The organism is Bacillus cereus group sp. BfR-BA-01330 (genome assembly GCF_022663885.1).
GTDB lineage: Bacteria > Bacillota > Bacilli > Bacillales > Bacillaceae_G > Bacillus_A > Bacillus_A cereus.
On record NZ_JAKUGK010000001.1, the window covers coordinates 522997 to 545358 of the forward strand.

Below are 22362 nucleotides of genomic sequence, written 5' to 3' on the forward strand. Positions count from 1 at the left end.
TCAATACAATGGGATTGGATGTGATTAGAATGGCATATCCGTTAAAGGGACTGACCTTACATTTACACTCTGCGTTAGCTAACCAAGGTTACTCACAGGGTGTAAATACAATCCCTGTTAATTCTTGGTTTGATTTATCAAGAAAAGGGCATAACGGAAGTTTGATAAATTTTAACTTCTCGCAAGATAAGACTTGGACAGGTATGAATATACCTACGGACCCTTATTCACTTTACTTTAACGGCCTTAACAATTATGTGGTAATCCCTAATCATTTGGAATTACTGCCAACAGACTCAGGTTTTACTTTTGAAACTTGGGTCAAACCAGTTAAGTCAGGTTATATCGCATCTTATGGTGCGGGGAGTGAACGAGGGTTTTCACTTTATTTTGACTTAGATACGCGTGAAATTCGGGTTCAAATAACGACAGAAACCAAGAAAATGTCTTTTGTTTTTGCTGAAGTTAACGTAAAGGCTTGGCAACACATAACTTTACTGTATGATGGAGAACGCTTATGGGGTATGATCAATGCAGCTCCGCAGGGCTTTAGCTTACCTGTATTGGGGGAATATATTAATACAACAGCCCCATTAGTATTAGGTAAATCATCAACAGCAAATAATAGTTATTTTGAAGGGAATATAGCAACGTTTAGAATATATCAAAGGGCACTTAGTTGGAATGAGGTAACGAATAGTTACAATGCAGGTTTTCTTATTACCGACAATAAAAGTGAACTATCTTCTAAGGGATTAGTATTATGGCGTGATGAGATAGCAGCTACCTTAAATGTAAGCATAATGTCGCGAGCAATAGCGAAATATGAGACAGCCAAAGTAGATAGTCAAAATTTAAAAGGCTTCATAGATATTATGAAACCTGAAGATATGATAAGTTCTATTATAATTAATCCAAGTATTAGAATAGCCGCTAACTATGAGATTGATAAATTTGGAGAAGAAGATTTAGTTGCTACAATTAGTGTTACACATTTCCAAAAAGATTTAAGATGTATATTAAATATCAATCCTATCAGTTATATGCGTTCTGAATATAATATGGAGGGTTATGGATCTAGCGATTTAAAATCAGAAATTAGAGTATGTACACATAATAATCTATTTTCAAATATATCTATTAACCCTTATGCCAAATTAGTAGGTCATTATGAGATTGATAAACAATATATTTCAAGTTTACTTTCTGAAGTAAATGTATTGACTTATCCTGCACATTTAAAATCAAACATTATAGTGAATATGAAAGAAATTCATTTGTCTGCTAAGTATGAAACGGACAAAGCTTCATATCATGATTTTAAAGGTGCCATTTCTGTAACATATTTTAAAGATTTACCTTCCAATATTGGAGTTAATATAAATGTAGATAGATTAGTAAGGGCTACATATTTTACTGAGCCTTCGTATTATAGTGATCTTTATTCCGAGATTTTTGTAATGGGTACGAATAACTTGGAATCAAGTATACACATTTCTACTAATTCATATCTAAGAGTAACCTATGGAATAGATGGTATTACCATTAGAGATTTCCCTGCAAATCTTACTGTAAGAGCTGTACAGGAACTTCTCTCTACCATTAACGTGACGACCCGTTCATCCATAAGAGCACAGTATGGTATGTCTGGGATTATTATAGATGATTTGGTTTCAAAAATTACTATTACTAGTCTTTCAGAGCTCGATGGTACCTTAACGGTAGCTGTAAAAGGAATAATGTCTGCCAGTTATGAAATTTCTCCAATCTTTATAGCAGATTTACCTATGGATTTAGGGATTAAAGAGTGGAATGAATTATATGGAGACATGTTCATTAATTTGAAAAACAGTATGATGGCTACCTATGAAATAGCGCCTATTTATTTTGAGTGGTTATCATCTGAGTTATCGATTAGAGTAACTGAAAATTTACAATGTAAATTGTTTGTCTCTAAGCCATTCGTATTAAGGGCTAGTTATGGCATGATGGAAAGGCCAAAGTTTAATATAAAACTGTATCCGAATAAGGATGCATTTGTTCGTGAGTTTTTCCCGAAATTAAACTATGGTTCAGAAACACAGATGTATATAGGTAGGACTGGATCACCGTTTCCTGAGAAATATCGTTCCCTTGTGGGATTTGATATTTCAACAATACCTACAGTAAATACTGAAATAGGTAAAGCTATTTTACGACTGTATTATGATGGGAGAGGACAAGGTTCTCAGTCTGTTCAGGTCATTGAAAGTAATAGTCAATGGAATGAAACAGGTGTAACGTGGGCTAACCAACCTCAAGCTGCAATAGATGGATTTTCTGTAACTAGAGTAATAGGTGGAGCAGCTGGATACGTAGAGTTTGATGTTACGCAGTTAGTTAAGCAGTGGCATATATATGAAAAACCTAACCTTGGTTTCTTAGTGCGGGCAGTAGAAGAGTCCGAAAATTTATCTAGAGGATTTTATACAAAAGAAGCAATCGAGCGAAGACCAGAGTTAGAAGTTACATACTATGACATGCAGATATATTCTGATGATCATGCGTATATTTCAGCAGAAATCACAATTATTCAGAATAAGGTAAAAGATTTAATTGGTAACATTCTTGTTAGAGATAATAAAGGATTTGGTAATCTATCATCTAGTTTACATATTCATCAACCTAGGGAGTTAGAATCCCGAATTTGGATTAACCATCCACAAATTATAGGTAGTATTGTATCTAGACAAAAAGATTTTAGTGAAATTCTTGCAAAAATAGCTATTAAAACAATAGGTGCATCTGACCTTGATGGTTATATTCGTGCCAATGAAATAGAAAAACGTTCGAGTATTTATGTTCTTTATAGAAATGATTTGAACACTAATATTACCGCTCGCGTATGGGGGAACCCTATAGTTAATGGTGGGCAAATAGCCTCTACTATGAGTATTACTGAAAATAATAAAGTCTCTAGTGTTTATGTTCTTTATAGGGATGATCTCATTTCTAATTTTGATATAAGAGTATGGTCTAATGATACTGACTTGCAAAATAATCTACTCATGGAATTTGAAATCACACGTAGTTTTGAGTTGCCTGGTAGTTTAGATGTTAAAGAGCGAGTTGAATTAGATAGTACAATTGGAATTAGGGTTGAAGAATGTACCGATCAACATTCTGAAATGTACGTTAAGTATAGGGTGGATTTAAAAGGTTATGGTAACATAGGAAATCCTAATTTAAAAACGTACATTAATGTTTGGGAGAAATCTTTATTAAATGGCCATGTAATTGTAAGACAAAATAATGAGAACAATCTTCCTGCGACTATTCATATTCCGCTAGGTGGGTGGGAGGAAATTCCTTCTTCAATTAATCTACGTATGATGTATGATGCTCCAGGTATTGTAACAGTAAACTCAGGTAATTTACAATCGTTTATTACGATTCCTATTAATGCGCAAAAAAATCTGGTTTCCATGTTAAATGCGCGAGTAAGAAGAAGCTCAGATTTAGACAGTATATTTGAAATAAATTCAGGTAACTTCTATTCAGAACTCACTGTAAGAGCTATAGGTCATATAGATTTTAGAGGTTATGTAAGAGTTAAACGAAATACTGAAGATAGGCTTCCGATTAAGGGGTATGTAAGGCCTTGGGTTAACTTGTTCTCTAGCATTACTGCTAGTAAGCCACGGTATAGAGATTTAGCCTCTTCTATTAGAATAAGACAAACTGGTGCAGTGATACTAGAAAACTCTATTGTAGTAAGGGTATGGGGTGACTCCTGGCTTGATGGCGGACAACTAGATGGAACAATAGCTGTTCGAATATGGGATAACCAGAATCAAGAATCAAGTATTAGTATTAGACGAAGTGCTGAAATCGGATTAAATGGATTTATTCAAGCTAAACAAGTTAGTGATTTACCTTCCGAGATTGCTGCAAGACAAATTGCCTTAGCAGATTTAGCTTGTGAAATAGCTTGCTATGATCATTTTAATTTGTTCGGGAACGCTACTGTACGAGTATGGGGTGATTCTCAAACAGATGGTGGTTTACTTAATGGTGAAATTACCGTAAGACAGTCTTCGAATAGTAATCTTGTTGGTTTAGTTGAAGTATTTGAACATTACAGTGTAAATTCCACGGTTATTATAAGGCAGAGTGATAAGGAAGATTTAAGCAGTACAATTGCAGTAAGACGATCAGCTGTATATGATAAACTTGGAACAGTAGCTGTTAGACAGTCTGATAAAAGTGACTTACAAGCTTACAATTTCTTTGTAAGACAAAGTGATGAATCACAGATATCGGTAACAGCTTTAATTAAGCGTGTTAGCAATTTAGAGAGTAGTATTGAGGTTGTAACAGCATATCCTTATGCTTATATAATGTAAAAGAGAAAAGTAGTCTACCATTTCACTGGGTAGGCTATTTTTTATGATTAAATTCTTATAATTTCTATTGAATAAGATAATAAATTTATAAATATATAAGTCCTATAAATTCTTATGATTTTGCTGTAAAAATCAATTTTCATTTTCTAAAGAACTTTCAATGGTTTAATTAAAGTAACTTTTCTTAACGTGTTGTGTTGTAGATAGTGTTTCTCTAAGAAAAGTGTTATCTTTTTATTTTTGAGTAATGTTAGAGGGAATATATAAATTTTTCACTTAAATTATTTAATAGCGTAAATATTTCCAATGTAGAAAGTTAGTTTTATGTATAGTGACATGAAATTGTTTTAACTATTCTACGTAAGAAGCTAGATAAGACTCAATGATAGAAAGTGATAACTGCCTTAAGTTATAAGGATAAATGAAATAGGAATACGTTTTATCTCTGACAATATATGGAGATAAAAATTTTGAGTGTATTCCATGTGTAACATCTCTTTACCTTGTAATAATTCACATTAAGTTATGTCTAAGGTGGGAGAATTTCTAAAAGTAGGAGGCTATTATATATGCCTAAACAGAGAAAATACAATCTTGTTGAAATTGGTTTGATCAGTATAGCACTGTGGTGGGCAGTTCTATTGTTATCTCCCATTGCTACATTTAAAAATTCTGTTTACAGTACTATGGAGCAAGTTATGCCGGAACAGTTATGGGGCATGCAATGCTTATTTATATCTTTCTTCTTATTATATGGGGTGGCTACAGATAATAAGATTATTAGAAGTATTGGATTGTTAATTTCTATTGGATTTTGGACATTTGTTTCCGTTTCCTTATGGTTAAGTGATAGTGCTACAACAGGTACAAGTTATTTTGTTTGGGCACTTATGGCCGCAGGTCTCTATCTTAAGCTGATGAAAGTAGGTGACGGTTAATGAAAGATAGTTTAATTTCTGCAATTGCTTCTGTATTAGGCATGTTTATTACAGGAGGTTTTGGTTACTTAACTTCTAAGAACAAACCAACTTCTAACACCAGTATCGATACCAGTACTAACCGTCATTCTTTATCTGATGACGAAAGACAGTTTCGAATTGAACTCAAAGATATGATGTTAACATATCAAAATCAGGTGAAAGAACTAACTCTTGAGGTTGCTAGATTAACAAAAGCGAACCTTCAATTAGAAGTACAAGTAAGACAATTAACGGCTCGTAATGAGAGTCTGGAAACGCAAGTGCATGAATTAACCACTGCGAATAGAGAATTAAAAGAAGAGGTACAAAGGAGACGCAATAGTATTGCGGAATAAGGTGACTCCTGGAAAATGCATTCAGAATAATTAGTTATTTGAAAGGCAAGGACTACCTCTATCTGTTTTTATATTAAATATATTTATTATTCTAAGTAAATGTTAAACCATTAAATATTCTCCTTATAATAATGCAAATCAAGTGTTGCAATACGAGATTGATGTTCTTCATTTTATTCAGGCATGAGGAGGTCTTGATGTGGGGTTTAAGAAAAAATTTGAAATTGAAACGGATTATCTGGATGAAGGATCAACCAAGCGTCCTGGTAATCGTATTTATGTTCAATTTATTGTTGCGCATGATATAGAGCATCCAAACTTAACAGCAAGAGAAAGTGTAGATTATTATCAACGTACACAGAATCAATCAAATACTGCGGTACATTTTCTCGTAGATGATAAACAAATTATTGAGTGTGTACCTGCTGTGACACATGAACCAGAATATGCCTTTCATGTAATTTATGATGTTAATACTAGTAATGCAGTATATGATACATGTGCTAATAATGCTGCCATCGGAGTGGAATTATGCTACGGTGAAAAAATTGATAAGGTAGATTCGTATAAGCGCTATGTTTGGCTGCATGCTTATATTTGTTATAAGTTTGGACTAAATCCTCGCCGAGATATTATAGGGCATGATGTACTAGATTCTAAGCTGAGAAGTGATCCCGCTAAAGGACTAGAATTTGTAGGTAAAAGCTTTAATCAATTCATTATGGATGTAGTAGACGAGTTTGAAAGTTGTACAAAGGAAACCAATATGATAGCTAAACAGGTATCGGTCAAAAATGGAAAGTTATATACAATACGTGCAACTGATACACTTCAGTCTTTAACCACACAATTTGGTATAAAAGCAGATTGTTTAAAAAAATTAAATCCAGAACTGGACATCCATGCATTGTATGAAGGACAAAGTATTTTAATCGAGCCAGGTTCACCTCAATTAGGCAAGAATTACATCAACTTAGAACTAGAAGAGTATATGAGGAGCCCTCCTGTTCGACCATATCCAGGAAAGTCTATAAAACGAGGCGATAGGGGACGGAATATAGAGGCGATTCAAAGAACATTAAAATTGAGTGTTGATGGTGTATTTGGTAAGGAAACAGAAGAAAAGGTTAAAGAGTATCAGCGTAATTCTAGTTTCTTATCTATTGATGGTGTAGTTGGCATGCAAACTTGGTATGCACTATTTTAAATTGGAGGAATAGAAAATGAATGATCTTTTACAGTCAATGCTAGAGAATGGAGCATTGTTAGTGATTTTAGCAATTCTAACAGAATCTCTTACAGAGATTCTAAAAAACATGATACCTAATAGAACTATTCAAGATCGTTTCACGTATCTGTTATCTATTTTTGTAGGTATTTCTTTAGCATTTGCTTTTAATTTAAACTTCTTTGACTTGAATGGATATGGAAAATATATATCCATTATATCTGCAGGATTATTGGCAAGTAGAGGAGCGAATTATGCGAATGGATTTTTGAAAAAATTTGATATTTTACGTTAAAAAAGGATGGGGTTAAAGTATGGGATATATTGTTGATATTTCAAAATGGAATGATAATATTAATTGGGCTGTGGCGGCGAAAAACCTAGATCTTGCTATTTGTCGTGTTCAATATGGTTCATTGAAACGTGATAAATTGTATAATCAGCATGTACAAAAATTAGAAGCATATGGCGTCCCACATGCAGCATATGCATATGGGTGTTATGTAAGTGTTAATGATGCAATTGTGGAAGCAAAAGATTTTATGGCACGAGTTAGTCCAAATGCTAGATTCTTAGTGTTAGATGTAGAAGATGATACACTCGCAAGTTGTGGACCAAGTAAATTAGCTGCAGCATCTCAAGCATTTATTGATACATGTAAAGCGGAAGGGTGGAAAGTTGGTTTATATGTAAGCCATCATATGTATGAAAAATATGGGTTAAGTAATGTAAAAGCTGATTTTTTATGGGTTCCACGCTATGGAAATAAGCCGAAATATAGTTGTGATTTATGGCAATATGCAGACAATACAACAGGTGGGTATGTATCTGGAATTGGGAATTGTGATGTTAACCGTTTGAATGGTGACAAATCTCTTAAATGGTTCTTGGGAGAAGAGGAGAACAAAACGTTTTATCGTATCTACCTTGGTGACTTTAATACGTCTGAGTGGAAGGATGCCACAATGAATAGAGTAAAAGAAATTCTACCTGGTTATGGTTTGTGGGAGGAGAATTTAGGAAATGATAATTATCGAATTATAGTAGGAGATTTTAATACTAAATCATGGGTTGATGAAACATTTAATAAATTAAAATTAGCTCTTCCTAACTATGGTATGTGGATTCAAGAAATTTAATAAATAAGCAGATTCTTTATTTAAAGAATCTGCTTATTTTTATATATAACTAAAATGATTTTTTAATAAGTTTTATAGTTTTAATCTTCTGTCATTTAATGTTATATACTTTTTTAATTACGTTTTATTGCGAGAAATCATTGCATTCAGATAGGTTTTGATCTAAGCGGCTTATAGCTTGTTGACGAATATAATATAAAACTCGAGAGCTATACTTGCTTATATTGTAACCACATACATCTAATAAATCTTTGAGTTGTTCTATATTCATTATACAGTTTAATTCGATCATTTCTTCTGCAATTAGTCCAATTTCACTTTCATATTTGGACAATCGTTTTGACTCAAAGTTGTTATCTAATTTATTCTTTATACGGTTTAAAGCACGATTAACTGTCATTGGATAAACATTTAATTTTTTTGCTATCTGTGAGTTATTGTTACCATCCATAATAAGATTGATCACTTGAGTTTCAAATTCGGATAAATCGGAGTTTTTAAGTAGATTTTCTACATAGATTTTATCCATTACTTTACTTTCATAACCTATTGAGTAATCCTCGGGTTCAAAGCTTTCAAGTGAATTTAAAGAGGTTAATTCTGAAGCGAATCGAAGAACATTTTCAATGCGCTCTACAGTAACATCAAGTAATTTTGCTAATTCTTCAGCTTTTGGAAAATAACCTAGTTCATTTTCAACTTTCTCCATTTGTTTAAGTAGATCTACTGCACTTCGACTTAAGCGTACAAGTCTAGAATCATTATAGAGTAATTGGTTAACTTCCCATATAATTGGCCGATAAATATAAGTAGTAAACTTAATTCCTTTATTAAAATCAAAATCTCTAATTGCTGTAATGACAGCTATATAAGCGTGTTGAAGTAACTCTTCTTCATCCACGTTAAATTTGTTTTTCAGGGATTCAATGCTTCCTTTGTAGTGAGCAATGATTGAGAAGAGAAATTCTTTATTTTCATATAAAAGTTCAGAGAGTAAATCAGGATCCTCTTGGCAAGCTTTCAATAACACATTGTTATGTAAGTCAGGTAAATTATCTTCTCTAAGGTCAATATATCTTTGGGAAGGCACTTTAATTCACCCCAACTCTATTAACGAAGAAAAAACTGTTGGTTAATTTTAAGAAATAAGGTGGATGTAATGAATCAAAGTATGGGCCCCAATTTAAAGTATTTGAATTGAAATATAATGTCTTTAGTAACTTGTTTTTTTTCATTTTTAAATCCTCCTATTTGTTGAATCTGCATACTAACTGTCGTTATGAGAAGTTAATAGGTTGCGACGGAAAAAGTAGAATGATCTAAAACGGGAAGAAAATATAGATGTATTAAGTGAACAGATGGAGATTACTTGTAAGTATGGAATTAGAGGTTAGAAAAAACTATTTTATATTAGATTTTTAAAATCTAACAACTATTATTAGGGATATTTCGATAGCTACTATGAAAAAGGAGGAGTAATGATTCTGTTTTATTCAAACTAAATTTCAGTTAAACAAAACTAAAAGCAAAGAAAACTTTTTAAAGAGCAATAAAGCTGTTAAAAGTTGGATTTTCTTAGGAGGTGAAGAAAGTGGCATTGACTCCGCATGGTTATAGAATATATTGTGATAAAAAATTGGAGGATGTTATTTCTATTTTAGATGAAAACTTAGAAATTAAGATTGATGGAATAGTATACAATGTCATATTAAAGACAGGGGAATATAAAACTTATCATGAGCAATTTGAAAGTGAACTTCCTGAAATGATTACAACTATCTTTCGAGATAATAACATTCCTGTGTTTTGTAAATTAGGTGGGGTATATGATTTTTCTAATAATCGTACTGTATTAGTATTTGAGCACATGGATACAAAGAAACATCATGATATTAATTTGATTGGCGGCTCAGCATACGATTTATTAATTGGAAAAGTATTAAATACGGAACCATTTGCAGATGGTACTTATTATAAATTTATGGAGATTCATAGCAATATTTTAGTGGTATACCCTGATATGTCACAAATACTGTCTACAATTTTAACAAGACAGTATGCGAGCTATACTCTTAGTGGAACAGCTATTATTAGAATGAGTATGTTTGAAGAGATAAAAAGTTCTATTTATGTAGCAAGTGCATCGCGATTAGAGGGAAGTATTTCAATTCGTAAATCAAGTAATTCTTATATTAAAGGAACTATATCAATACCTATAGATGCTTCTCATGATATTGGCTCGTTCTTAATTATTAGGAAATAAGTTCGCAACATTCTAGTTAAGTAAAACGACTATAAATATATAACTGTAAGGATAAATTCCATATCAAACTAATTAATCTATTGAAGCTTTAGAGTAAGATCAGGTGTAGATGAAAGATTATAATCTAGGAGGAATTTAAATATGAAAATAAATAAATTTAATGTTTCTGCAGTCTTTTATTTTAAAAGTGGAAATTCAAAGAAAGTTGATTGGTTGGAGGATAAATTAGTAAAAAAGTTAAAGAGTGAGACACAAGAATTAACTGAAGGTCTTAGCTTAGAGGAAGCAGATGTTTTTTTTCAAAGTAAGTTTAAGGAATGGCAAGAAAATGGTACTACTATAATTCGTAAAAATGCTAAAGGTGAAAATTCTATCATATCCTTTGCAGAAGTTGAATATATGACCATGTTAGTTAGCTTAGCTAAAGATATCTCTCTAGATACAACTGAGTTGAAAGAAGATGTTTCTAAAGCAACAAGAAGTATTCAAGAACATCCTGCATTTAAAAAATAATAATGAACAAGGCAGCATCATTGAAAATTTACTTTATAGATTTGAATATGAAGGACTTTTCTTTTGGGAAGTTAAACAATATGACTATACAAAAGGCTAGAATTATTCTACAAAAAATTAAATAAAAAATTTTGTAAATCCTTATAATGAATGCGATACAAGAGGGAGGATGAAATATGAGGGCAAAAGAAATTTTAAAAAAGTTAGGTATTTTAGAGCAAAAGAGAGATGAGGTAAGTTCTGCATTAATTGAGACTTCCTATAGAGAAGCAAAGTTAGTTTTAGAGGACTCTCTAAAGAAGTACCAGAAGAAAGTAGATGCTTTTCTTAATACAGAATTCGAGCCTTTATCATCAACAGCTTTTCTAATGGTTTCCCACAAGCATTTAAATCTCAACACTGGTGATCAAGTTCAGTTGAATGTAGAAGCATTAACTAGTGATGGGATTACAAAGAATGTTACTGCTGAACTTCGTCCGGCTATGTTATTTAAAGATATAGATAATTTATATAATAATAAAGGTTTAATTACAGCGGTAGACATTAGTAATTATAAATTTGAAGAACGAATAGTTGAAATTGTAAAGACTACCAATGGTTTTGGTGTGGGTGATGATAGAGAAACACAAGGGTTACAAGTTATAGCAACGAATAAACGAAATGAATATCGAATTGTAAATTTAAAAGGTGACTATTTAGGGATTACTTTCCAAACAGATGGTAAAGAAGAAGTTGGTGATAACTGGTTAATTTATGTATATTGGGCGAGTACAGGCACTACTTATTCTGTCAAAGATAAATATATAGCAAAGGTGAGCCCTGAAGGAATTGTAACAGGCCTTAGCGGAGGAACAACAGATATAGTCATTACAAATGGGGTGCATGAAGTATTAGTACCAATTACAGTCGTAGGAAATGAAGCTCCTGAACCACCAGCTATTACTTCTGTGGATAATATGGAAAGCGGAGTAGAAGTTAGATTTGATTATAGTACGTCACCTGATAGTGAGAGTTATAACATTTTTGTAAATGATGTATTAGTTTTAACAGGTGTTGAGCATTCACCTGCTAAATTAGATCATAACATTTTTAATGATAAAGTATCTGTAATTGAAATGACGGCAATTAATTTAGAGGGTAAAGAGTCTGAAAAATCTAATGCATTTCAATATAAACCATTAGATGAATTATCGACTACTTAAGATTTTTTAATGTGAATGTAAAAACATAGTACATTATTTTTCATAAGGAAGTACAGGTATTATAGCAAATTTAATATTTAAATTGGATATAAAAAAACTCGCAACTAAATTGATATATATATCGACTACTATAATACCAGTACGAAATAGGAGAGGTAAACGATATGGAATTATCTAAGAAAATTAGTCGATTAGTACAGTTAATTCAAAGTGGCGAAAATTTGTCCATTAGTATCGACATTAATTCCGGACTTGCTAGAATTTGTGACATGGATTTTTCTATGGAAGAACAAAACAAAATTATTCATGGTGACATTGATAACACATGGTTAGTCCAATGGTTTAATTACTTGCAAAAGACAATAAAAAAAGAATTAGATCAAGGTGAAAATAATGCTTTGAAACATTTAGATTTGCTTGAGGTACAACATTTGCAAGTAAGAGATAACAATGAGGAAAAAAGTCAATTGAATAAAAAGGCTAAGAATACTTCTGAATCAAATTCTAATAATGAAGCAGATATGAGTAGAAATCTTTATATTGCGGAGCTGGAAAAGAACTATCGTAATATGGAGAATCGGCTTAAAAAAGCAGAAGATTATGTGAAATATTTAGTGAAACAACTAAATGTAAAAAATGTAACGGAGCAAAACTTACAGTATCCATTACATTTTTCTAATAGTAGCAGCAAAATAGAAAATGCAATGAAAGTTAAGAATAAAGAGATTCAAAATGTTATAGATGCAATGAAAGATATTGAGGTACCTTATGGATCGTTTATAAATCATCAAATTAACGAAGTGATTATAATTAAAATTCATAATGATTCAGGGATTAATTATATTGTATCAGGGGACTATGATTCAGCAATTTTAGTGTAGTTAATAAATGAGATTTAGAGGATATGATTTTAAGGTTGGTGATAATTTAATATGCTATTAAATACATTTACAACGGATCAGTGGAAAAAGCATAGAGAAAACCTCGCTAGTAAGTTAAAGGAGATACATATCGAGCATTCCATTAAACGAATGGTAAGATATGATTCCACTTCACTTGGTTTACAAGATTACCATCTTTCTTTGGTATTTGATATTGAAAAAGAACGTCTCTATATTTGCAATAAAGCATCTAAAAGAATGACTGAAAGTACTTCTATAAGACGTTTGCAGGAAATAGAAATGGTTTTAGTAAATTGGTTAAAAGAAATGAAGGAAATTATTAAATAAATTTATATGAGGATTATGTTTAGGTTGAGGAGATATGGATAATAAAAAAGTTAAAATCTATAGATATTATAAGGGTGGAATTTATCTCGTTACTGGTAAGGGAAAACAAACAGGAACTGATGAAGAAATGGTAATTTATGAAGATGCTAAAGGGAATACTTGGATTGAACCTCAGAGTACTTTTATGGCGGATATTGAGGTATGCGGAGTAAAAGTTCCTCGCTTTGAGCATTTAGGTAATTTCTATAAAAGTAATTAAGGAGAGGGTTAATTTGTTAGGCAAGCGAAAATATATGGTTTCTGGTCATGATGCAGAAGGAAAATATGTAGAAAAAGAAGTTTGGGCTAGTTCTGCTCGTAATGCATTAAATATTTCTCAAGAGTGGAATGACGGTAATACATATACGGTAGCTCGTAAGGTTGGATGCGGCTGTGGTGGAAATTAAGTAGACATAAATGTATGCAAATATATGATTATTTTATATTAATATACAGTATAAAGGATTTATTAGCGTTCTTCCTTATAAATACTTTACAGGAGGTAGGAATAAAATGTTTGAAATTAATACAGTTGAAGAATTTAAAGAAAAGATAGTAGAAGGGTTTGTTTTAGTTTATTTTTATACTACTTGGTGTGGCCCCTGTAAAATGATTGCACAGGATATTAAGGAATTGTCAAAAGAAATTGACGATATTAAATTTATTCAAGTTAACGCTGATCAATTTTTAGATATCACTAAATTGTGTGAAGTTAGTACGATTCCAACGCTTCTGTTTATGAAAGATGGTAAAAATATTGAAAAGAAAGTTGGATTTACTCCTAAGCAAGAAATTCAGGAATTTATTGAGGCTAGTAAATTAGCAAGCCAAATGGAGGCTGAAGAGGAAGTATTAGAAAAAGATGCCTTAAATTGAGAAGAAACTTGAAAAGGTAATACCACAAAGGTGTGTCATTTGACACACCTTTTCCTATAATGGGCTTACTATATTTGGTTAGGAGGTTACAATCGATATGCCTAAACTCAAAAGTATTATGAGATATGTTAAAGAAATAGATAAAATGATTAAAGATTTGCGTAAGGGTATGGCACATAGCCATCCATACTCAGTAGATGCTTTACGGCAATATGTAGATGAATTAGAAGCTATACGTGAAGTAATCATGGAATCAGGACTTGAATCTGGTGAAAACTTGGATACATTAATGTATAAAATTAGGGAATGTATAAGGGAGTGCGTAAGACCTTCTTATGCACGAAAACCACAAGTTTTACCTTATCCAAAACCGGATCCATGGGTACCACCCGTTACAGTCACAGGGGTTAATATTATTTTCGTTGTAGATATTTCTGAATCTATGTTTGAAGGAGGGGGCCTTGAACCTGGAGGTCGTGTTAGAAACTTATTAGTTGCCACAGCAAATGAAATCGAGCGTTATGCTAAAGCTGCTAAAATCCCATGTAAAGTATCATTAGTAGCCTATGCTGATCCTACAGACAGAGCAGGAAAGAATAGGCCGAACTTTTGGAAAATTCTACTGAATAAAAGTGTAGATGTACAAGGATTAGCACAAGCATTTTCTGATATTAGTACGCTAACATTTAATCGAGGATCGGATTTCCCTGAATCTGGTATGTCTGCAATTTATCATTCGATTGATCAAGTGATAGATAAAAGTGTAATAAATGGTAAACCCGTAGAGAATTCTCTTATTCTTGTATCAGATGATAGACAAAAGTTAGAGGGCAGTAGCGAACCTTCACATCGCCTGTATAAAGAAGTTACATACGATCAGGTTGACGGGAAGCTAAATAGCCTTAAAGTATTTAATCGTTATGCGTTAGTACCTATGAAAACTATATATACAGTTCTTCCAGGAAGAAAAGGACCTGGGAAAATAGGGCCAGGGAATTGGAATAGTCCTATCATTCCTTTCTTTAGACAGTGTAGAGAGTACTTCCATGTAAGCTCTTTAAAAGATGTAAGCGATTGGATCACTTGGACATTAGATCCTACTAAGGCTCCGAAAAAAAAGTGAGGAGGAAGTGATAATGACAATTAGATTTGGAGATTTGTATGAGGAAATCTTAGCTATTGAAGATGCTATGCAGCGTATGAGAGATGATATAGCTAGTTCAGATTGTTCCTCTATTACAAAATGTCGTTTGGAAATAGAATTAGAGATGCTTGAACAAAAATTATATGAATTAGAACGTACAAATATAGATTTTGAATTATTAAACTTTGTTACAATTATAGAATCTATTGAAAGATGCTTTAATTGTATTGATATTCCAGGTGAATTATCTCATGATATAGCTCCTGTACCATATGATACAGCAAGCAATTGCGGAGGTAAAAAGAGACAATTATCACTTAAAGATATTGAGTTAATTAAAGTATTTGAGATGAGTACTAGAAAGCCCGACAAACGACCAAATGTATTTGAATTTGTTAAGAGCGCAATGCCGTATAAAATCCTTACAATTGCATCAGAGAAGTATATTGTATCGTATGACTCGTTACGTAATGGTATTGCGGTTAAAGGGTTCAATAGGCAAACAGGGGAGTCAGTAACGAACTTTGGAAATATTTCTAGAATTGATGTGAAATTAAGTGATTCGGCACGTCAGAAATATGGCGTAGAATGGGTAACTGCATGTAAGGTTTTATTAACAACACCTACACCAATGGTTAGTATTGCACCGTTATCGTTAGCTATTGATGGTAATCCGAGCACCATGCCTAGGGTTGAATATACAAATGAGGCAGAAGTTGAAATGGTATTTCAATTTTTTGTATAGATAATTAGGAGCTAAAAAGATAAAAAAACGTACAGAAGTGTACGTTTTTTTATTATCTCATTTAATCAAAGTGGCAATTATAATGTTTAATTCATTTTCTATTAAATTCACCTAAAACGTTGAATTCAGGAAGTTGTTTATTTTCTGTTTAAATTGTTGATGAAATAATCTGTTCAGATCTAAATCCCTATTAGAAAACTTTTTAATTTCCTCAATTGAAAATGTACCACCCCAATATGGAGAGGTATGAATATCCGAATGGAATGTCACTCCTAAATGGGTAGAAGGAATGGCGTTTAGCATAATATTTGAAATTTCTTTTAAAACGTCTTGGGAAACATTTTGTGGTACATCAAAGATTAATTCATCATGTATCTGTAATACGATGTGTATATCATGCTCTTCAAGTATAGATTTGTAATTCTCCTGTAGCCATTCATCTCTATCTAAGCATTTTGTACCATCTGGCCGGGTGGGATAAAATAAATTTACCATGGCTTTTTTTACTTGCGTTGCAGAAGTTCCTTGTATTTTAAAGTTACAACTTTGCCGTTTTATTTTCTCTAATCTCCAATCTGAATTTTTGTTCTTAAAGGTGGAAGAATTGGTAGCTTTTAATATTGTTTCTTTAAAACGTCTTTTTCTACCAAAAAAATCTTTTACATAACCATTGGTTAAAACTTCTCTATGTGTTTCAGCTTCCCATCTTAAAAAGTTGGGTAATTGTTGTTTAAATTGATTAATTAACGAGGTCGCTGCTACTTTTGTAATATTTAATTGATCGGATAAACCGATTTCTGTTATACCATATAAGGTCACTTAAACCCCTTAGTTTCCTAAGGGAGTGGACTATACCTTAGCAACTATTTCAAGTTACTTCTCACATTAAGCGAACTCGTTAGATTGGTTGTTTATATAACCGCGGAACGCTATAAGTCTCTGCACCTGCCATTCATATGAACGCTTTGGCACAGGATTACCATATGCTTATACACTTAGGTTTCCCTGTTTTGAGTGAGATTTTAATTCGGCAATCCCTTTACCGAATACAATGCTTTTCATTTCTTTTCTAAGCGATTCAAAAGCATTTGCCAGAGAAGGAATGGTAGTACTATTTAGTTCCTTCATATTATATATCTTCAAGATATATAGACATTCTGGGGTATCTGACCATTTATTTATAAGCTGTTGTATATGATGCTGAGTCTCTTTTAATGTCTCTCTTTTATAATTTCGAATATCCTCAAACAAGTTATAAGTAAACCCCTTAATTTGGCAAGTGATTTGACTATGTACATCTAAACCTTTCTTAAAGGCTTCAATTAGAACCGGTTCTTGTGTTACTATTGCGAGCCAACGTAATTCTTGTTGTATGTATACCGCCATTTTCATGGTATTTGAACACTCCTTAAAGGAGCCGGATTAGACTATACCTTCTGTTGCATTCCTGCAAATAATGGGCAAATTTTGTGACCACTAAGCCCATAGCCTACCGTATAAATGAGTTCGATGGATTTATCAATTTTGGTTGATAGACGACTCATTATTTTGTTAACTATGAATCAAGATGATAATTAACAAGCAGTCGTTGCACTTCTTGTCACTAGAAGCACAGGATTCACTCCACCGTTACATGAGGGCGTTCCCTGTTTTGAGTAGGTTTAGATTAACGACTTCAGCCAACGTTTTGTAAACTGAAGTCAATACTGGTGAATAATCTACCTCTTTCTGCTCTAAAGGCCATACGTATAAAATCAGCTTTACTTGGTACTTGTTGTCATTGTAGTAATGCAAGGCTCTTTATCCTTGCTCTCTTTTTTCAAAGAGTATCGGACTATATCATCACCCTGTTGTAGAAGGGTGGATCGCTTTCGTGCTTATTTCACCTGTTCTAGGTTAATTTAAGTAGTCTCTGCACCTTTCTAATATCCCTATTAGACTTGGCTCAGGATTGACATAGGTAATTACCCTTAGCTTTCCCTGAATTAACGATCTGCTTACACATAAAGTTACCTTTATGCAGCCCACAACTTTAGGTTTGGTGACGAGCAACTCATACGTCCTGTTTTAGTTCCTACAGAGTTATAGATAGGATGAATTTTATTATCGATAGTACCTTGTTGTTCTTTGGGTAGGGAGTTGCAAAAAGAACTTATTAATTTCACTAAGCGACGATATTCTAGAATTAGAGGAATTACAGGATGCATTGATAGATTACGTATCAGCGTTTTTCTATCTGTTTTTAGCTTGGAAATCACACTTTTGCAACCTTTGTCATATTCCATGATAGGTTTTAGAATAGCGTTATCAATATAAAGTTTTTGGGCCAAATGGGCTGGAGAATTTATATTAAACAAAGTGCTTGTTAATTTATTTACGCTATTATATTTATTTTGTTGCTTAGGTGGGTGCACACAATTATTTAATGTGATAGTAGAACCTAGGTGATTCAAGATTTCTTTTTTTACGGATTGTAATTTCGCTTGGAGTATTTGTTTTACATCATTGCTTAGAAATTCTTCATTAATTTTAATGCCTTTTCTTTCAGCAGTAGTAAGTACTGCTATTAAAGGCATCTCTATTTCTCTAAATAATTTATATATAGGAACAAGATTAAATTTAGGGTTTTCAAAAATCCTTTTCTGATACTCGAATACAGACTTTAGCATAAAAATATCATAGCAAGCGAAGTAGGTAGCTACATGGTGTTGTAGCTGATCATAGAGTGTCTTTTCAAACATATATTTTTTTCTATCAATGGTATTTAAAATGGTTCCTTTTGAAATAAGACGGGGTAATACATATTCTTTATACCATTCTTTTACACCTTTTGAATGGTTCTCATTTAATAGGTTTGCAGCTATCTCAGTATCCCAAAAGATATTATATGTAATGTCAAAATTACACCAATTATATAGAGCATGAATGTGTTGCTTACTGTTACTAAGTATTAATAAGGTATCTTTCTCTAATAGTGGTGAGAGTTTTTTCATCGTGTATTCAAGACTTAATGTAGAGATATTCTGTGATAATCGATGTTTAAAAGGCTTAATAGGTATATAAAAAAAACTGTTATCCATAAATCCAATCGTAATTGAGATGATTGAGTCTTTAAAAGGATTCAAACCAGTGGATTTCGTATCAATAAATGTATAAGCTTGCGAATGTAAGGTTTTATACACCTTATACTTGGCAATGAATTCTTTAAATTGTTCAGGGGTATGTATTAAGTAGTAATTTAAAGGTAGTTTTACTGAATTATTAATTCCGTGAACATATTGATTTTTTTTTATCGTAATCTTTTTTTTCTCATTTTTTTTTGTACGAGCTTTTTGCGTGCTTTCTTTTACTTCGCGCTTATTTAATAGTGTAAAAATGTCCTGATTGGATTCATTTGATTTAAAAAACAAAATTTACAACTCCTTACTTCAAAAAGGGACGAAATAATCGTCCCTTTCTATATTTAATAATAGAAATTAAAATTCCATACGGTTTTCTAAAACGGTAATTTATGATTAGTAGTTCTCAATTGTTCCTTTTCATCAAAACCTTCAGTAGTTAATGAAAGAGTAGGGGAACTACATTGAAACTGTGCTTGCTGTAAATTGTATATTGTTGAGGCTGCATTCATAAATTCTTGGATTTCATCAGGACTATGAGAAGTTATATATGTTGATATATCAAGCATTTCAATTTCATTAAAGTCTGGCTTCTTTAATATAGGTTCTTCATCCACTGAAGTATAATGGTATGGTTTAGCTGAATAAGTGGTATCATTAGCACCTGTTCCACTTCTAGAGATAGTGACAAAATCTTTTGTAGGATCAATCATGTAAACATTAAAGTCTGTGTGTAATTTTTGAATGTGAGTTTTCGCTAAAGAGACTAGCTTAATCTTATTATCTAATGGATCATATACACGTAATTTAATCTTCAAATTCGGATATTTACTAGGATTAACGTGACAAAGGGGGCACACATCTGTCCCTGGGCAACGTATATATTTGGGTTTTAAGGTAGGTTCATAATGCTCGCGAATACCAACCAGATTTTCATACCAATCGATAAATAAAAGTGTAAGTGGTTTTTTATCTTTAAACGTAAGAAAGGTGTTTCCCACTTTTAAAATTGCATCTAATCCTTTTATTGTCGTCATACTTTATTTCCTCCTTAAATTGACAGGATATATAACGTCATTCAATTGTTATATATCGATATAAAGGTTTATTTAAAATAATTTTGTTTATTCTATTTATATAAATAAATAGAACCTAAGTTTTTAAATGCAGACTGTAAGTTATGAATCTAGCCAATATTTAATAGTAACAAATCAATAATTAAGCTTAATAATTTTCCAATAAAGTTCATGTAATGAATGGTTATATATATAAAAGAGGGCTGAAATCTAATAAGAAACAGATAAAAAACGCCTTTGAAAATTATTGTCGATGTTGTATACTAGTTGTATATACTAGACTGATTAATAGTTATCGTAATAACTAATTAAAAAGTTGCGGAATTTATAATAAAAATAAAAGTTGCTTTTGTTTACAAAATGTTCTTAATTGTTTTACAATATTTTTAGGTGATTGTTGTTTGAAATAGTAGGGAACTATGTATATTAACAACAATAAATGCTACGCAATTTCTTTAATGCTCTTGTTGAGTGCGATTTATTAATTTTAAGTTCGTTTGCGATTTCGGCTAAATTCATACAGACTCCTAAGCCGTCATATAGCATGTATTCTATGACATGTTGTTCAGTCGGGGTAAATTTATTTCTATGTATTTCAAAATCTGCTTTAACAATTGAGAATTCATATCCTTGTTCGTAAGACTCTTGGCAAAATGTAGGGCAATTATTTTCACTAGAATCGTCTTCAATAAATCCATCACAATAAAATACAGAAGTCGAATTTTGTTCTACCATTCTATTTGTATAACGATAATAATCCACCACGGTTCTTTTAATAATTGTTTGACAAAATGAAGGTAGCTTTTCAGATGGAACTGTTGTTTGTTGAAGAGATTTCATTATACGCAAGATACAATCTTGTTTCACATCTTCTTTATCTTGATTTCTCACCTTAAATAGTTCAAAATTAAAAATTTTAGCTATAGATTCAGAGTTTAGTATTTCCATTATTAAATCTTGAAAGTTTATAGTTGCTGTGTTCATTATATAAATCCCCTTTATTTGAATGAATTAAAATTTACTGCTTAGTAAACTAATTGAATTTGTATTTAATTTATCTAGTAACCCCATCTTAAGTAAGTCATTGGAGTCGATTTTTGAATCTTCAGTGAATTGGGGTGGATAAAGCGTATGATTGACCGTGAATCCTTCCTGTATTAAGTGTTTTGTTGCTTTTTGTGTTGCATCTTTTCCAGCTTTGTCATTGTCAAAAAATAGATCAACTATCTCTATACCTGCTAGATGTAATTCGCGTATTTGGTTTTTAAATAATAATTTTCCGTTAATTGCAACAGCAGGAATACCTACTTGATAGTTACTCATTGCATCTATAGGAGATTCTACGATACGAACTCTTTTAATCCGATTGGCTGATGTTCGTAATTGATTAATTAAATGAAGTCCAAATAAAATATCTTTTTTGTTTGGTAATCCTTCGTTGATAAATTTTGAACCGTTATAATTGCTTCCAATTTTTCGTTTTTGTAAAAAGCGAAGATCCCCGTTTCGAGTACGTTGCGGAAATACGATACATTTATTTCTGACATCTATTTTTATTTCGTAAGTATCTAAAGTCTTCATGTTTATTCCACGCTGATTAATTAAATAGGACATTGCTACATTGTAAATTTCTTGATTTTTAAATTTTTCCTCATCCAATTTTTTGAGTGTTTCTTCGGATAACGTATTTGCTTTTATACATTTTTTTCTTGTAGCTAAGATTTTTGTAATGTCTAAAGGTTTACGATTGTCTTCAAAATAGTAATTTGATAATAGGGCTTTTAATCCGTTGCCTTGTTCTAAAACAAAAGCGGTTTCAATTACACAATCTATGGTTCCTAAGTATCCACAACAGAAACAGTGTGTGTGATAGGGAGGGGTTTTAGAAATACCAAATGATGGTCTTGTTTCTGTATGATTCGGACAGCAACACATTATATAATTGCCGTTATCATTTTTCTTTGAAAATGCTGCATGGTTACTTTGATATCTAAGGGAATACTGATACTTAAAACGCAAATCATCTATTAGACTTGGTATATCAAGTGATGTATTTTCGAGAATTTCTATATTTTTTGCTTTTTGCATG

Annotated in this window: 23 protein-coding genes; 16 read left to right on the forward strand and 7 right to left on the reverse strand. The window is 32.1% G+C overall.

Annotation, left to right across the window (positions count from 1 at the left end):
* The first annotated feature begins 29 nt into the window (after positions 1–29).
* The 6 genes from MR112_RS02760 to MR112_RS02785 all read left to right on the forward strand — a co-directional run bounded on the left by MR112_RS02760 (position 30) and on the right by MR112_RS02785 (position 8067).
* Positions 30–4385: a DNRLRE domain-containing protein gene (locus MR112_RS02760; RefSeq protein WP_242244762.1), complete on the forward strand. Its 4356-nt coding sequence runs from the start codon at positions 30–32 to the stop codon at positions 4383–4385.
* 569 nt (positions 4386–4954) lie between these two features.
* On the forward strand, positions 4955–5323 hold the full coding sequence (locus tag MR112_RS02765; RefSeq protein ID WP_046392586.1) for a hypothetical protein: 369 nt from the start codon (positions 4955–4957) through the stop codon (positions 5321–5323).
* A complete protein-coding gene (locus tag MR112_RS02770; RefSeq protein ID WP_000655295.1) occupies positions 5323–5700 on the forward strand; it encodes a hypothetical protein in 378 nt (125 codons plus the stop codon). Before MR112_RS02765 ends, MR112_RS02770 begins: the two co-directional genes overlap by 1 nt.
* A 199-nt stretch (positions 5701–5899) precedes the next feature.
* Positions 5900–6907: an N-acetylmuramoyl-L-alanine amidase gene (locus tag MR112_RS02775; RefSeq protein ID WP_242244763.1), complete on the forward strand. Its 1008-nt coding sequence runs from the start codon at positions 5900–5902 to the stop codon at positions 6905–6907.
* A gap of 16 nt (positions 6908–6923) precedes the next feature.
* Entirely contained in the window at positions 6924–7223 is a 300-nt protein-coding gene (locus MR112_RS02780; protein ID WP_000998963.1) for a hypothetical protein, read from the forward strand.
* A gap of 19 nt (positions 7224–7242) precedes the next feature.
* Positions 7243–8067, forward strand: a complete 825-nt coding sequence (locus tag MR112_RS02785; protein ID WP_242244764.1) for a GH25 family lysozyme — start codon at positions 7243–7245, stop codon at positions 8065–8067.
* Positions 8068–8191: 124 nt separating this feature from the next.
* Here MR112_RS02785 and MR112_RS02790 read toward each other — a convergent pair whose 3' ends face one another.
* Entirely contained in the window at positions 8192–9157 is a 966-nt protein-coding gene (locus MR112_RS02790) for a sigma-70 family RNA polymerase sigma factor (protein ID WP_046392589.1), read from the reverse strand.
* A 501-nt stretch (positions 9158–9658) separates the two neighbouring features.
* Here MR112_RS02790 and MR112_RS02795 point away from each other — a divergent pair.
* The 10 genes from MR112_RS02795 to MR112_RS02840 all read left to right on the forward strand — a co-directional run bounded on the left by MR112_RS02795 (position 9659) and on the right by MR112_RS02840 (position 16078).
* A complete protein-coding gene (locus MR112_RS02795; protein ID WP_046392590.1) occupies positions 9659–10330 on the forward strand; it encodes a hypothetical protein in 672 nt (223 codons plus the stop codon).
* Between the two features lie 141 nt (positions 10331–10471).
* On the forward strand, positions 10472–10843 hold the full coding sequence (locus MR112_RS02800) for a hypothetical protein (RefSeq protein ID WP_046392591.1): 372 nt from the start codon (positions 10472–10474) through the stop codon (positions 10841–10843).
* 176 nt (positions 10844–11019) lie between these two features.
* Positions 11020–12045, forward strand: coding sequence for a hypothetical protein (locus MR112_RS02805; RefSeq protein ID WP_242244765.1), 1026 nt, complete (start codon positions 11020–11022; stop codon positions 12043–12045).
* Positions 12046–12209: 164 nt separating this feature from the next.
* Positions 12210–12926: a hypothetical protein gene (locus tag MR112_RS02810; RefSeq protein ID WP_046392593.1), complete on the forward strand. Its 717-nt coding sequence runs from the start codon at positions 12210–12212 to the stop codon at positions 12924–12926.
* Between the two features lie 51 nt (positions 12927–12977).
* Positions 12978–13274, forward strand: coding sequence for a hypothetical protein (locus tag MR112_RS02815; RefSeq protein ID WP_046392594.1), 297 nt, complete (start codon positions 12978–12980; stop codon positions 13272–13274).
* A gap of 34 nt (positions 13275–13308) precedes the next feature.
* A complete protein-coding gene (locus MR112_RS02820; RefSeq protein ID WP_000369000.1) occupies positions 13309–13533 on the forward strand; it encodes a DUF1653 domain-containing protein in 225 nt (74 codons plus the stop codon).
* Between the two features lie 13 nt (positions 13534–13546).
* Positions 13547–13720: a hypothetical protein gene (locus tag MR112_RS02825; RefSeq protein ID WP_000900867.1), complete on the forward strand. Its 174-nt coding sequence runs from the start codon at positions 13547–13549 to the stop codon at positions 13718–13720.
* A 106-nt stretch (positions 13721–13826) separates the two neighbouring features.
* Positions 13827–14189 carry a thioredoxin family protein gene (locus MR112_RS02830; RefSeq protein WP_242244766.1) on the forward strand — a complete coding sequence of 121 codons (363 nt, stop codon included), beginning with the start codon at positions 13827–13829 and terminating at the stop codon, positions 14187–14189.
* A gap of 97 nt (positions 14190–14286) precedes the next feature.
* Positions 14287–15312, forward strand: coding sequence for a vWA domain-containing protein (locus MR112_RS02835; protein WP_242244767.1), 1026 nt, complete (start codon positions 14287–14289; stop codon positions 15310–15312).
* 13 nt (positions 15313–15325) lie between these two features.
* Positions 15326–16078, forward strand: coding sequence for a hypothetical protein (locus MR112_RS02840; protein WP_046392595.1), 753 nt, complete (start codon positions 15326–15328; stop codon positions 16076–16078).
* 111 nt (positions 16079–16189) lie between these two features.
* Here MR112_RS02840 and MR112_RS02845 read toward each other — a convergent pair whose 3' ends face one another.
* From MR112_RS02845 to MR112_RS02870, 6 genes are all read right to left on the reverse strand, one after another.
* Complete coding sequence (locus MR112_RS02845; RefSeq protein ID WP_242244768.1) at positions 16190–16897, reverse strand: DNA polymerase; 708 nt, start codon at positions 16895–16897, stop codon at positions 16190–16192.
* Positions 16898–17065: 168 nt separating this feature from the next.
* The gene (locus MR112_RS02850; protein WP_000781409.1) at positions 17066–17470 is read right to left on the reverse strand and encodes a hypothetical protein; all 405 of its coding nucleotides are present in this window, start codon (positions 17468–17470) and stop codon (positions 17066–17068) included.
* Positions 17471–18093: 623 nt separating this feature from the next.
* A complete protein-coding gene (locus MR112_RS02855; RefSeq protein ID WP_242244769.1) occupies positions 18094–19488 on the reverse strand; it encodes a DNA polymerase in 1395 nt (464 codons plus the stop codon).
* A gap of 86 nt (positions 19489–19574) precedes the next feature.
* Positions 19575–20234 (reverse strand): hypothetical protein, encoded by a 660-nt coding sequence (locus MR112_RS02860; protein ID WP_000207534.1) that lies wholly within the window; start codon positions 20232–20234, stop codon positions 19575–19577.
* Between the two features lie 465 nt (positions 20235–20699).
* A complete protein-coding gene (locus MR112_RS02865; protein WP_001090550.1) occupies positions 20700–21257 on the reverse strand; it encodes a sigma-70 family RNA polymerase sigma factor in 558 nt (185 codons plus the stop codon).
* 27 nt (positions 21258–21284) lie between these two features.
* The gene (locus MR112_RS02870; protein WP_242244770.1) at positions 21285–22361 is read right to left on the reverse strand and encodes a toprim domain-containing protein; all 1077 of its coding nucleotides are present in this window, start codon (positions 22359–22361) and stop codon (positions 21285–21287) included.
* Between the last annotated feature and the right edge of the window lies 1 nt (position 22362).